Here is a 13131-nt window from a genome sequence, read left to right as displayed (position 1 = left end):
CAGCCCTGGCCGGCTTTATTGTGACCAGCGCCCCCTTGCCTGACACTCGACCTATTCCCATTGTCGCCATTGGAGTTCGGTATGAGTGAATCAGTGCAGTTCCAGGATAAGGTCGTGATCGTCACCGGTGCCGGCGGCGGATTGGGCCGTGCCCATGCGCTGCTGTTCGCCAAACATGGCGCCAAGGTGCTGGTCAACGACCTGGGCGGTTCCACCCAGGGCGAAGGCGCCAACGCTTCGGCTGCCGATCGCGTGGTGGCGCAGATTCGCGAAGCTGGCGGTATTGCTGAAGCCAACCATGACTCTGTCACCGACGGTGACAAGATTGTGCAGAACGCCCTCGATGCGTTTGGCCGTATCGATGTGGTGGTCAACAACGCCGGCATCCTGCGCGACAAGACCTTCCACAAAATGGACGACAGCGACTGGGACCTGGTTTACCGGGTGCATGTCGAGGGCGCCTACAAAGTTACCCGCGCCGCTTGGCCCCATCTGCGCGAGCAAGGTTACGGCCGGGTGATCTTCACCGCATCCACCTCGGGCATCTACGGTAACTTCGGCCAGTCCAACTACGGCATGGCCAAGCTGGGTCTGTACGGGCTGACGCGGACCCTGGCGCTGGAAGGTCGCAAGAACAACATCCTGGTCAACGCCATCGCCCCGACAGGCGGCACGCGCATGACCGAAGGCCTGATCCCGCCGCAGGTATTCGAGCGGCTCAAGCCGGAGCTGGTCAGCCCATTGGTGGTGTACCTGGGCAGCGAAGCGTGCCAGGAAACCTCGGGGCTGTTTGAAGTGGGCGGCGGCTGGATCGGCAAGACCCGTTGGGAGCGTAGCCTGGGGGTGGGCTTTGATCCGGAAACGGGCTTCTCGCCTGATGACGTGGCGGCGCATTGGCAGCAGATCTGCGACTTCGAAGGGGCGGCGCACCCCAAGGACAACATCGAGGCGTTGAAGGAGATGATGGCCAATTTGCAGAAGTTCAGCCTGTGATCGTTGCTTGAATAAGCTTGAATCCTACAGGGCGCTGATGGCGTCCCGTTTTATTCCAGGCATAAAAAAGGCCGCTGCATAGGCAGCGGCCGAAGTAAGACGTTGGATCAAGGAGCGACAAATCAACGTCAGTGAACACGGCTAATAGACTGAAAACAGGCATCAATCCATTTGAATCTGGCTTTTCTTCCCGATGGGGAAGCGGGCCATTTGCCCTGAAAGCCCGACAAGAATAGCCGCTTGTAACAAAATGAGTAATGCCGATTCGTGACAAGGACTGTTGCGCAATCAGCAACAGTTGCGCAGTCCTCCATACATCCCCCTGATAACCCTCCATCCACCTAATGCATGCCTGCGCCCGGAGCCCAGGCCAGAGCGCCGTGTCATCCTTTTGGGCGACAACACGAATCCCTCCTTGGTGCGCTTATCGCTCCCGTTGGGCGGCAGTAGGGTGGGGCCTTCTGTCACTCACCGGGGAAGACGCATGACAAGAACAACAATGCGCGCCATCTTCAGGCCACAGGCGCTGGCCGCTGCGGTTGCGTTGGGGTGCTGTGCCCAGGCACAGGCTGTTTCGTTCAACATTGGCGAGATCGAAGGGCAATTCGACTCCTCGCTGTCGGTGGGCGCGAGCTGGGGCATGCGCGACGCCGATAAAAAGCTGGTGGGCACCGTCAACGGCGGCACTGGCCAGGCGTCTACCGGGGATGACGGGCGCCTGAACTTCAAGAAGGGCGAGACCTTTTCCAAGATCTTCAAGGGTATTCACGACCTGGAACTCAAGTACGGTGACAGCGGCGTGTTCGTTCGGGGCAAGTACTGGTACGACTTCGAGTTGCAGGATGAAGATCGCGAATTCAAACAGATCAGCAATCACCACCGCGATGAAGGCGCGCGGTCTTCCGGCTACGAATTGCTCGATGCCTTCGTCTATCACAACTATTCCATTGGCGATCAGCCAGGGAACGTGCGGCTGGGCAAGCAAGTGGTCAGTTGGGGCGAGAGCACTTTTATCGGTAACTCCATCAACAGCATCAACCCCATCGACGTTTCAGCCTTTCGCCGCCCCGGTGCGGAGATCAAGGAAGGGCTGATTCCGGTAAATATGCTGTTCGCTTCCCAGAGCTTGACCAACCAGCTGACAGTGGAAGGTTTTTACCAACTGAACTGGGAAAATACCGTACTGGATAATTGCGGCACATTCTTTGGTGGGGATGTGGCGGCCCACGGCTGTAATGACAACTACACGGTCGGTAACCCGGCGATTGCGCCGTTGCAGCCTCTAGCCGCCGCGTTTGGACAGGGCTTTCAAGTGACCCGTGAAGGTGTGATCGTGCAGCGTGCACGGGATCGTGATGCCCGTGACAGTGGTCAGTTCGGTACGGCGTTGCGTTGGTTGGGAGATGACACCGAATACGGCCTGTACTTCATGAACTACCACAGCCGCACCCCGACGGTGGGCACCATCACCAACAATACAAGCCTGGCCAGGCTCGGTGCGATCTCCGGCGCAGCCAATGGCATCGCGCCCGGCTCGGGTGCAGGTCTGGTCCAGAGCCTGATGCTCGGTCGTGGCCAGTATTACCTCGACTACCCGGAAGACATCCGCCTGTTCGGTGCGAGCTTCTCCACCACCTTGCCTACCGGCACGGCCTGGACCGGCGAGATCAGCTATCGCCCCAATGCCCCCGTGCAACTCAACACCACCGACCTGACCCTGGCCCTGATCAACCCGGTTGCAGGCCAACTGGCCTCGCCGATCCGCAGCAACTTTGGCGACGACAACAAAGGCTACCGCCGCAAGGAAATCACCCAGATCCAAAGCACCATGACCCAGTTCTTCGACCAGGTGCTGGGGGCCGAACGCCTGACGCTGGTTGGCGAGGCTGCGTACGTGCACGTCGCCGGGCTGGAAGACAAATCCAAACTGCGCTACGGCCGCGACTCGGTCTACGGTGCCTATGGTTTTCAAGGCGACACCGACGGTTTTGTCACAGCCAATTCCTGGGGCTACCGAGCGCGCGCGATCCTTGACTACAACAATGCAATTTTCGGGGTGAACCTCAAGCCCAACCTGTCGTGGTCCCATGACGTGGCCGGCTACGGCCCCAATGGTCTGTTCAACAAAGGCGCCAAGGCCATCAGCATCGGCGTGGACGCGGACTACCGCAGCACCTACACCGCCAGCCTGAGCTACACCGACTTTTTCGGTGGCGACTACAACACCCTGACCGACCGCGACTTCCTCGCCCTCAGCTTCGGCGCGAACTTCTGACCTGGCTTAAAGAAGGACAAGCATCCATGCGTAAGACAATTGCAGTGTTGGCCCTCAGCCTGTTGGCCACCCACGTGATGGCAGCGGTGTCGCCGGAAGAGGCGGCCAAGCTCGGCACGACCCTGACCCCGGTCGGCGCCGAAAAAGCCGGCAACGCCGACGGCTCAATCCCGGCCTGGACCGGTGGCATTCCTAAAAATGCCGGCGCCGTCGACAGCAAAGGCTTCCTCGCCGACCCGTTCGCCAGTGAGAAACCGCTGTTCGTGATCACCGCGGCCACTGTCGACAAGTACAAGGACAAACTTTCCGACGGCCAGGTGGCGATGTTCAAGCGTTACCCTGAGACCTACAAAATTCCGGTGTACCCAACCCACCGCACGGTCAACCTGCCGCCGGAGATCTACGAGTCGATCAAGCGCAGCGCGCTGAACGTCAAGCCGATCAACGACGGCAATGGACTGGAAGGTTTCACCGGTAACCGCTACTACGCGTTCCCGATTCCGAAGAATGGCGTGGAAGTGCTGTGGAACCACATCACCCGCTACCACGGCGGCAATTTGCGCCGCATCATCACCCAGGCCACGCCGCAGACCAACGGCAGCTACACGCCGATCCGCTTCGAAGAGGAAGTGGCGGTGCCGCAATTGATCCCGGACATGGACCCGGCCAAGGCGGCCAACGTGCTGACCTTCTTCAAACAGTCGGTGACGGCCCCGGCGCGCCTGGCGGGCAACGTGCTGCTGGTGCATGAAACCCTCGACCAAGTGAAGGAGCCGCGCCTGGCGTGGATCTACAACGCCGGCCAGCGTCGCGTACGCCGCGCGCCGCAAGTGGCCTATGACGGGCCGGGCACCGCCTCCGACGGCCTGCGCACCTCGGACAATTTCGACATGTTCTCCGGTGCTCCGGACCGCTACGACTGGAAGCTGGTGGGCAAGAAAGAGATGTACATCCCCTACAACAGCTACAAGCTGGACCAGCCGACACTCAAGTACGACGACATCATCAAGGCCGGCCATATCAACCAGGACCTGACCCGCTATGAGCTGCACCGCGTGTGGGAAGTGGTGGGCACGGTCAAGCCGAGTGAGCGGCATATCTACGCCAAGCGCCACATGTATATCGACGAGGACAGCTGGCAGGTGGCGCTGGTGGATCACTACGACGGCCGTGGTCAACTGTGGCGTGTCGCCGAAGGTCATGCGCAGTTCTATTACGACCACCAGACTCCGGCCTACACCGTGGAAACCCTCTACGACATCATCGCCGGGCGCTACATCGCGCTGGGCATGAAGAATGAGGAGAAGAGCAGCTTTATGTTTGGCTTCGCGGCCAAGGCTGCGGACTACACCCCGGCCGCATTGAGGGCCGAAGGGGTTCGTTGATCCTTGATGTAAAATGCAGGTCCAATGTGGGAGCGGGCTTGCTCGCGAACGCGGAGTGTCAGTCACCGAATTCATAGACTGATCCGCCGCCTTCGCGAGCAAGCCCGCTCCCACATTGGGTTGTGGATACCTTGAATTTTATGGCTGGAAATCACCCTGCTGAATACTTCTTCAACAACCGCCGACCACAGGACTAGGGTAGGCGCCACGTTGCATAACAATAAAAAAGCAGGATGCAGCAATGACCGCCATGACACGCTGCCTGGACCGTCCTGGATTCATGCCTCGGCTGTCCGCCCACCATCTATTGCGCCCACGTTTGGCCGAGCCTTTGCTGGCGGCGCAGGTCAGGGTCAAGTTGCTCTGCGCGCCGGCTGGCAGTGGCAAGAGTGCGCTGCTCGCCGAGTGCGCGTTGCAGGCACCCAAGGATTGCCCGGTGTACTGGCTGCCGCTCAATGGCGTTGCCCTGAGCCCCGTCGATCTTTGCCTGCGCTTGGCGCAGAACCTGGGTTTGCCGTTCACCGATGAAGCCACCCTGCTGTCGGACCTTGCGCGTTGGCAGGCCCCGGCGTGGGTGTTCCTCGATGACTTCTGCCGCTTGCCCGCGCCGGACACCGACGCTTTGCTCGATCGCCTGTTGACCGCCAGCAGTCCAGCCCTGACCTGGTGGCTGGGCGCGCGGCGTCGGCCACTGTGCAATTGGCCGCGGTTGCTGCTCGACGACGAGTTGCTGGAGTGCGGCGCAGACTTGGCGTTCAGCCCTGTCGAGATCCAGCATTTGCTCACTCATGCCCCGGGGCAATCCGTCGACAGCGTGTTGCAGTTCAGTGCTGGTTGGTGTGCCGGCGCGCGCATTGCCTTGCTGGGGGACGGCCACCCGGAAAAGACCTTGCTCGATTACCTGCAACACGAACTGTTCAGCACCTTGCCAACCGAACTGGCCGAAGCCTGGCGCGTGCTGGCCCATCTGCCGCGCTTCAACGCTGGGCTGTGCGAGCACTTGTTCGGCTTTGGCGACGGTGATCAGTACCTGCACGATCTGCAGGCCTTCGGCGCGTTTATCCAGCCCTGGGAAGACACCGACTGGTTGCAGGTTTTTCCTCCGCTCTCCCATTTGCTGCGTGATGAGCCCTGGCCGGCCAAGCGTTCATGGCATCGCCGCGCCTGCCAATGGTTCACCGCCGAACAGGACTGGCAGGCCGCATTTGAACAAGCCTTGCTCGCCGAAGAATATGAAGTGGCGGTGAGCCTGTTGCAGCACTTCAGTTTCGAAGACCTGTTCCGCCAGCAGAACGCGATGCTGCTGTTGCGCCTGCACGAACAGCACGGCGATGAGCTGATGCTCGGTTCGGCGCAATTGGTCGGGCTGTTGACCGCGGCGTTGCTGTTCGCCGGGCGCTTCGAGCAGGCCGCGCAATGCATCCATCAACTGGCACGCTTCGCGCCGCAACCGACAGCGGCGCAGCAGCGCTATCTGCTGGCGCGCTGGCAGGCGCAGTGGGGCTGGCTGCTGCATCTGGGTGGCGATGCCGAACGTTCTCGCGAACACTTCCTCGAAGCGCTTCAAGCCTTGCCCGACAGCGCCTGGACGTCGCGGTTGATGTGTCTTTCGGGCCTGACCCAGCAAGCCTTGTTGCGCGGTGAACTGGACGTGGCCCAGGCCCTGAGCCGCGAAGCCTTGTGCCTGGCCCGTGCCCACGGCTCGTTGCTGCTCGAAGCCTTGTTGGAGCTGGATCACGCGCAACTGCTGGAGCAGCGTGGCGCTCCTTATCGGGCGCAAAGCCTGCTGGAGAATGTGCAGGCGATGCTGCTCGAGCAGCGCCTCAAGGCCGGGCCTCTGGTCGGGCGCATCGCCCTGCGGCGCGGGCACCTGGCGTTGCGGCAAGGGCAGGACAGCCTGGCTGCCGAGTGTTTCGAGGCGGGCTTGAAGATGTGCCTGCACAGCCAGGACAAGCGCGTGCTTTACGGATTTCTTGGACTGGCTCTGCTGGCCGCCAACCGTGGCGATTACGCCCAGGCCTTTGTGCAACTGCGCGACGCCGAGCGGCTGATGCAACAGCGTCAGGTGCCCGACACGGTGTACCGCGCGGTGTTGCTGTTGGTCAGCGGTCATTTCTGGTTGCAGCAGGGGCGTGCTGAATTGACAGTGGAAGCGGTGCGCCGCGTGCTTCGCCACTTTCGTGGGCCCCAGGCCAGACAGGCACCGCCGGCCACTCTGGAACTGGTGCCGCGCCTGGAGTACCTGCTGGTGCTGGCTGAAGTGAAACTGGGTTGCGCCGATCAATCGGTGGAGCGGCTCACGGCCTTGCTGGACACCGCCCATCAGCGCGGCATGCTCTGCCTGGAAACCGAGCTGCACCTGGTGCTGGGCGAAGTGGCCTGGCAAGTCGGTGATTGCGCGCTGGCACGCCGCTCGCTGCAAACCGGGCTGGCGTTGGCGGCACGCTGCCAAGTGCAGCAAGCGATTCGCGAACTGCGGTTGCGCTCGCCGGGGTTGTTGAGTGAGCTGGGCATGGAGCCGCAAGCGCCAGGGTCGGGAACGGTAGAGAGCCCACTCAGCCAGCGCGAGTTGGAAGTCCTGCAGTTGATCGCCCTGGGCAATTCCAACCTGGAAATCGCCGACCGGCTGTTTATCTCCCTGCATACGGTCAAGACCCACGCGCGGCGTATCCACAGTAAGCTCGGCGTGGAGCGACGTACGCAAGCCGTGGCCAAGGCCAAGACGTTGGGGTTGATGACCTAGGCGCAAAACGCCTGTCGGTACTCGCCGGGCGTGGCGCCCATGGCTTGACGGAAGCGATGGGTGAAGTGGCTGGCGCTGGAGAAACCGCACATCAAGGCGATTTCACTCAAGGGCAGGGCGCTGCTGCGCAGCAGGGCCTGGGCACGGGTGAGGCGGCGCGCCAGCAGGTATTGGTGGGGCGGCAGGCCGAAGCTTTGGCGGAACATCCGCGCGAAATGGTATTCCGACAGCGCACACATCCCGGCGAGCTGGCCCAGGCTGATCGGGTCTTCCAGGTGCTGGTCGATGTAGTCCACCAACAGCCGTCGCTGATGCGCCGCCAGCCCGCCTTTCAATCGCAGCCCATCGCGGGCGCCGACCTGGCTGAGCAGGGTGTGGCTGAGCATTTCATGGGCCAGGCTACTGGTCAGCAGGCGCTCGGCGGGCTCGTGCCAGTTCAGCGCGATCAACTGGTGAAAGCGCCGGGCCTGGCTGGCGTCTTCCAGGAAGGTGCTTTCGCGCAATTGCAGAGTGCGCGGTTCGCGGTCGAGCAGGGTGACGCAGCCCAGGGCGAATTGCTCCGGGCTGAAGTACACATGGGCCAGGCGGATTTCGCCGTTGATCACCCAGGCCGACTGATGCTCGGCGGGCAGGATGCACAACTTGTCGGGCCCGCCCTTGGTGCCCGGCTGGTCACGCCGAAAGGTGCCGGTGCCACCGCCGATGTAGCACGACAAGGTGTGATGGCTGGGAGCCTGGTAATCCTGGGCATCGTGATGGTTGCTCCACAAAGCCGCAGACAAGCCGTCACCGAGCTCGGCGCAGGCTTCGAGGCGTGCATTGGGCGAGCGGTTAAGGGCTTGAAAGACGTGCAGGGATTCCAGATCAGGCATTGTTCGTACTCTCCGACGCCTTGCATCCTACTCCGCGCGTTGAGTGCTGTGCGCCCACCGTCCGACAAAAGCGCAAGATTGTGCAAGAGCGCGCCATGAATCGCAGGCCACACTGTGGCTCAATCGATGGAGCCCGCTATGAACCTTTCCCTGTATTTACTCACCGTGCTGATCTGGGGCACCACTTGGATCGCCCTCAAATGGCAACTGGGCGTGGTGGCGATTCCTGTGTCCATCGTCTATCGCTTCGGCCTGGCGGCGCTGGTGTTGTTTGCGCTGTTGCTGGTCAGCCGCAAGTTGCAGGTGATGAACCGGCGCGGGCATTTGATCTGCCTGGCCCAGGGGCTGTGCCTGTTTTGCGTGAACTTCATGTGTTTCCTGACGGCCAGCCAATGGATCCCCAGCGGGTTGGTGGCGGTGGTGTTTTCCACGGCCACGCTGTGGAATGCGCTGAATGCCCGGGTGTTTTTCGGCCAGCGGGTGGCGCGCACTGTGTTGATGGGCGGCGGGCTGGGCTTGATGGGCTTGGGCCTGCTGTTCTGGCCGGAACTGGTGGGGCATACCGCCAGCCCGCAAACCTTGCTCGGTTTGGGATTGGCGCTGCTGGGGACGATGTGTTTCTCGGCTGGCAATATGCTCTCGAGCCTGCAACAGAAGGCCGGTCTGAGACCGCTGACCACAAATGCCTGGGGCATGTTGTATGGTTCGTTGATGCTGGCAACCTACTGCGTGGTGCGTGGGATTCCGTTCGAGATGGACTGGAGTGCGCGGTACATCGGCGCGCTGTGGTACCTGGTGATTCCCGGCTCGGTGATCGGCTTTACTGCATACCTGACGTTGGTCGGACGTATGGGGCCGGAGCGTGCGGCGTATTGCACGGTGCTGTTCCCGGTGGTGGCGTTGAACGTCTCGGCATTTGCCGAAGGGTACCAGTGGACTGCACCAGCGTTGGCGGGGTTGGTGCTGGTGATGCTGGGCAATGTGTTGGTGTTTCGTAAGCCCAAGCCGGTCGTGGTTGCCTCACAATCCTTGGCCTGACCCATCACTGTATGAGCCGGCAAGCCGGCTCCTACAGAGGGTGGGGTTATTTGAGGCCGAGGCGCTTGGCCATGCGGCCTAGGTTGGCGCGGTCCAGGCCCAGTTCTCGGGCGGCGCTGGCCCAGTTGTGCTGGTGGCGCTCCAGGCAGGCGCTGATGATCTGGCGTTGATAGTGTTCGGTGGCTTGGCGCAGGTCGCCGGTCACGCTGGGCACCGCATCGACCGGTTCGTCGATCACCGGCGCACTGACATCGGGCAGATCCAGGTCCTGGGCGTTCAGACTCAGAATCTTCGGACGCTCGCGACAGTTTCCCAAGGCTTTGAGTGCGCTGCGTCCGATCAAATGTTCCAGCTCCCGCACATTGCCTGGCCAGTTATAGGCCAGCAGCGCCGCCTGGGCATCGCTGGTCAGGCGCAGACTGCCCAAGCCCATGCGTGACCTGTTCTGCTCAAGGAAAAAGCCGGCCAGCAGCAGCACATCGCGCCCGCGCTCGCGCAGCGCCGGCACTTGCAGCGGGTAGACGCTGAGGCGGTGATAGAAGTCGGCGCGGTAGCGACCATGGCGCACTTCGTCAGCCAGGTCGCGGTTGGTGGCGGCGATCAGGCGCACGTCCACCTGGTGTTCCTTGTCCGAGCCCAGGCGTTGCAATTGACCGCTTTGCAGTACTCGCAGCAGCTTGGCCTGCACAGTCAGCGACAGTTCGCCCACTTCATCGAGAAACAGCGTGCCGCCATTGGCCAGTTCGAACTTGCCACGACGTTCGTTCAACGCGCCGGTAAAGGCCCCGCGTACATGGCCGAACAGCTCGCTTTCCACCAGGGTTTCCGGCAGGGCGGCGCAGTTGAGGCTGATCAGCGGTTTATCGGCGCGGGTTGAGGCGGCGTGGATGGCCTGGGCCACCAGTTCTTTGCCAACTCCGGTTTCGCCGGTGATCAGCACAGTGAGGTCACTGCCGCCCACCAGTTTGATCTCTTCCACCAGGCGCTTGTGGGGTTTGCTCTGGCCGATCATCTCCTTGTGCTGCTGGCCGCTGGCCTCGCGGTAGATTTCGGCGCGCAGGGTCAGGCGTTCGATACGTTCGGCCACGTTGACGGTGGCTGCGGCGAGGCTGGCGAAGGCTTGCAGGGCGTCCAGTTCGACGCGCTCGAAGCGCTCGGTGTCGAGGGCGTCCAGGGTCAGCAGGCCCCAGGGCTGATCGTCGACGAACAGCGGGCAACCCATGCAATCGTGGACTTCCAGGTGCCCGTGCAGTCCATCGACCAGGCCGTCGTAGGGGTCGGGCAATTCGCTGTCACTGTCAAACCGCGTAGGGCCTGGGCTGCTCAGTAACACGGCGAAGCGCGGGTGTTCGCTGACTTTGAAGCGTCTGCCCAGGGTGTCTGCGCTCAAGCCGTCGACGGCCAGCGGCACCAGCCATTCGCCGTCCAGGCGCAACAGCGCGGCGGCGTCACAGGGCAGCAGGGCGCGCATGGCTTGTAATAGACGACGATAACGCTCGCCTTCGGGCAGTTCACGGGACAGGTCGGCGACCAGAGGCAGCAGGGTGGTGAGCAGCGATTGCGCAGTCATAATGACTCCTTGTAGTCCTTATGACTATACGTTGCAGGAAGTCATACTGACTACAAATTGCATAACTTATTGAAATTAAACGATTTATTTGTTGGCACGAATACTGAGTAGGTAAAGGCAATCAGTAAAGAAGCCCAGGAGGCTCCCATGCTTAGTGCCCAAGACCGTGCCATCGTCAAATCCACCGTGCCCCTGCTGGAAAGCGGCGGCGAAGCGCTGATCACCCATTTCTACCGCATGATGCTTTCCGAGTATCCGGAAGTTCGCCCGCTGTTCAACCAGGCCCACCAGGCCAGCGGCGACCAACCCCGCGCCTTGGCCAACGGGGTGTTGATGTACGCGCGGCATATCGACCAGTTGGACCAACTGGGCGACCTGGTGGCCAAGATCATCAACAAGCATGTGGCCCTGCAGATCCTGCCGGAGCACTACCCGATCGTCGGCGCGTGCCTGCTGCGCGCGATTTCCGAAGTGCTAGGCAGTGAGATTGCGACTCCCGAGGTGATGAACGCCTGGGGCGCGGCCTACGGCCAACTGGCCGACATCCTGATCGGCGCCGAGGCGGCGATCTATGAAGAGAAAGCGCAGGCCCCGGGTGGCTGGCGGGGTGCGCGGCCGTTTATCATCGTCAAGCGCGTGGTGGAGAGTGACGAGATTATCTCCTTCTACTTTGCCCCGGTGGACAACGGTCCGATTCTTGCCGCTGCACCGGGCCAATACATCGGCATGAAACTGGTGCTGGATGGCGAGGAAGTGCGCCGCAACTATTCGCTGTCAGCCCTGACCGATTCGGGCCTGTACCGCATCAGCGTCAAACGCGAAGCCGGCGGGCGGGTGTCCAACTACCTGCACGACCAACTGCACGTCGGTGCGACTATTGACCTGTTTCCGCCTTCGGGGGAGTTCACCCTGGCAGCCAGCGACAAACCGCTGGTGCTGATCAGCGGTGGAGTAGGCATCACGCCGACCTTGCCGATGCTCGAAGCGGCCCTGGCTACCCAGCGCCCGGTGCACTTCATCCACTGCGCGCGTAACGGCGGGGTGCATGCGTTCCGTGATTGGGTCGATGCCCTGGCGGCCAAGCACCCACAGCTCAAGCGCTTCTATTGCTACGCCGAAGATGATGGCGTGAGCCCGGCGGCGGACAAGGTCGGCTTGCTGAGTCAGGAACAATTGGCGGCATGGTTGCCCGAGCAGCGCGACCTCGATGCCTACTTCCTCGGCCCTAAAGGCTTCATGGGCGCGATCAAGCGCCATCTCAAGGCGCTGGGTGTACCCGAGAAGCAAAGCCGCTATGAGTTCTTCGGCCCGGCTGCGGCCCTGGAATAACACGCTCAAAAATGTGGGAGCGGGCTTGCTCGCGAATGCGATAGATCAGTCACTTACAGGTCGACTGACAAACCGCATTCGCGAGCAAGCCCGCTCCCACATTTGCTTATCTATTCCTCCAGGTTAATCCCCCGTTAACCCCCTCTGTTTAAACCACTCCCTGTGTGTAAACTTGCGGCCATTGGCACAACCAAACAAAGGGAAACGGTGATGAGTGACGAATTGCGTTTAGGCAGGGAGCGGCGCTTTCTGGTGTTGCTGGGCATCATCTGCCTGGCGCTGATCGGCGGTGCGCTTTATATGCAGGTGGTACTCGGCGAGGCGCCGTGCCCGCTGTGCATCCTGCAACGCTACGCCTTGCTGTTGATCGCGATCTTCGCGTTCATCGGTGCGGCGATGCGCACCAAAGGGGCGCTCACGTTTTTCGAAGGGCTGGTGATACTCAGCGCCCTCGGCGGTGTAGCCGCAGCCGGTCACCACGTGTACACCCAGTTCTTCCCCCAGGTCAGTTGCGGCATTGATGTGCTGCAACCGATCGTCGATGACCTGCCACTGGCCAAAGTGTTCCCCCTGGGGTTCCAGGTCGATGGCTTCTGCAGCACCCCGTATCCGCCCGTGCTGGGTCTGTCCCTGGCGCAGTGGGCACTGGTTGCGTTCGTGCTGACGGTGATCCTGGTGCCGTTGGGGATTTACCGGAATCGCCAGCGCAAAGCCTGAGCCCATCCCTGAAACGCCCCGGTCCTTCTTGAGGGACGGCCGGGGCGTTTTTGTTTGTAGGGATTTGTGAATAGAACGTGACGCCGGACAATTTTAGGTGCGCGCAGTGTGCGACATGTTGTCACACGGAAGCTGCCGCAGGACGTTTCTGACCCGCCGAACGGCCGCTTAAATTTGCATAAAACGGCCAAGATGTGCTGTCAGTTCGT

The 13131-nt window shown here is 61.6% G+C and carries 9 protein-coding genes; 7 read left to right on the top strand and 2 right to left on the bottom strand.

Features of this window, described 5'->3' with window-relative positions; translation table 11 throughout:
* The first annotated feature begins 81 nt into the window (after positions 1-81).
* From RB216_RS24510 to RB216_RS24495, 4 genes are all read left to right on the top strand, one after another.
* Complete coding sequence (locus RB216_RS24510; protein WP_028617890.1) at positions 82-993, top strand: SDR family oxidoreductase; 912 nt, start codon at positions 82-84, stop codon at positions 991-993.
* Between the two features lie 484 nt (positions 994-1477).
* Positions 1478-3268 (top strand): DUF1302 domain-containing protein, encoded by a 1791-nt coding sequence (locus tag RB216_RS24505; RefSeq protein WP_028617889.1) that lies wholly within the window; start codon positions 1478-1480, stop codon positions 3266-3268.
* Positions 3269-3294: 26 nt separating this feature from the next.
* Positions 3295-4653 (top strand): DUF1329 domain-containing protein, encoded by a 1359-nt coding sequence (locus RB216_RS24500; RefSeq protein WP_068932147.1) that lies wholly within the window; start codon positions 3295-3297, stop codon positions 4651-4653.
* 241 nt (positions 4654-4894) lie between these two features.
* The gene (locus RB216_RS24495; protein WP_308907992.1) at positions 4895-7396 is read left to right on the top strand and encodes a LuxR C-terminal-related transcriptional regulator; all 2502 of its coding nucleotides are present in this window, start codon (positions 4895-4897) and stop codon (positions 7394-7396) included.
* Here the strand turns inward: RB216_RS24495 and RB216_RS24490 are convergent.
* Positions 7393-8268, bottom strand: a complete 876-nt coding sequence (locus tag RB216_RS24490; protein ID WP_122683429.1) for a helix-turn-helix domain-containing protein — start codon at positions 8266-8268, stop codon at positions 7393-7395. The genes RB216_RS24495 and RB216_RS24490 overlap by 4 nt on opposite strands.
* A gap of 138 nt (positions 8269-8406) precedes the next feature.
* Between RB216_RS24490 and RB216_RS24485 the strand changes: the two genes are divergently transcribed.
* On the top strand, positions 8407-9306 hold the full coding sequence (locus RB216_RS24485; protein WP_028617885.1) for a DMT family transporter: 900 nt from the start codon (positions 8407-8409) through the stop codon (positions 9304-9306).
* Positions 9307-9352: 46 nt separating this feature from the next.
* Here the strand turns inward: RB216_RS24485 and norR are convergent, their stop codons facing one another.
* The gene (gene norR, locus RB216_RS24480; RefSeq protein ID WP_028617884.1) at positions 9353-10876 is read right to left on the bottom strand and encodes a nitric oxide reductase transcriptional regulator NorR; all 1524 of its coding nucleotides are present in this window, start codon (positions 10874-10876) and stop codon (positions 9353-9355) included.
* 147 nt (positions 10877-11023) lie between these two features.
* On the opposite strand from norR, the gene hmpA reads away from it, so the two are divergent.
* Together hmpA and RB216_RS24470 are read left to right on the top strand one after the other, a co-directional pair.
* The gene (hmpA, locus tag RB216_RS24475) at positions 11024-12205 is read left to right on the top strand and encodes an NO-inducible flavohemoprotein (RefSeq protein ID WP_305382727.1); all 1182 of its coding nucleotides are present in this window, start codon (positions 11024-11026) and stop codon (positions 12203-12205) included.
* A 210-nt stretch (positions 12206-12415) separates the two neighbouring features.
* Entirely contained in the window at positions 12416-12922 is a 507-nt protein-coding gene (locus RB216_RS24470; protein ID WP_010206438.1) for a disulfide bond formation protein B, read from the top strand.
* Positions 12923-13131 lie beyond the last annotated feature (209 nt).

Origin of the sequence: Pseudomonas canadensis (assembly GCF_030980095.1) — a bacterium.
Lineage (GTDB): Bacteria > Pseudomonadota > Gammaproteobacteria > Pseudomonadales > Pseudomonadaceae > Aquipseudomonas > Aquipseudomonas canadensis.
Note: the sequence above shows the minus strand (reverse complement) of the source record. Positions and strands in the feature narration are given on the sequence as shown.

Coding starts and splice junctions, on each gene's coding strand:
- RB216_RS24510 (WP_028617890.1), top strand. CDS start 82: ATGAGTGAATCAGTGCAGTTCCAGGATAAGGTCGTGATCGTCACCGGT.
- RB216_RS24505 (WP_028617889.1), top strand. CDS start 1,478: ATGACAAGAACAACAATGCGCGCCATCTTCAGGCCACAGGCGCTGGCC.
- RB216_RS24500 (WP_068932147.1), top strand. CDS start 3,295: ATGCGTAAGACAATTGCAGTGTTGGCCCTCAGCCTGTTGGCCACCCAC.
- RB216_RS24495 (WP_308907992.1), top strand. CDS start 4,895: ATGACCGCCATGACACGCTGCCTGGACCGTCCTGGATTCATGCCTCGG.
- RB216_RS24490 (WP_122683429.1), bottom strand. CDS start 8,268: ATGCCTGATCTGGAATCCCTGCACGTCTTTCAAGCCCTTAACCGCTCG.
- RB216_RS24485 (WP_028617885.1), top strand. CDS start 8,407: ATGAACCTTTCCCTGTATTTACTCACCGTGCTGATCTGGGGCACCACT.
- norR (WP_028617884.1), bottom strand. CDS start 10,876: ATGACTGCGCAATCGCTGCTCACCACCCTGCTGCCTCTGGTCGCCGAC.
- hmpA (WP_305382727.1), top strand. CDS start 11,024: ATGCTTAGTGCCCAAGACCGTGCCATCGTCAAATCCACCGTGCCCCTG.
- RB216_RS24470 (WP_010206438.1), top strand. CDS start 12,416: ATGAGTGACGAATTGCGTTTAGGCAGGGAGCGGCGCTTTCTGGTGTTG.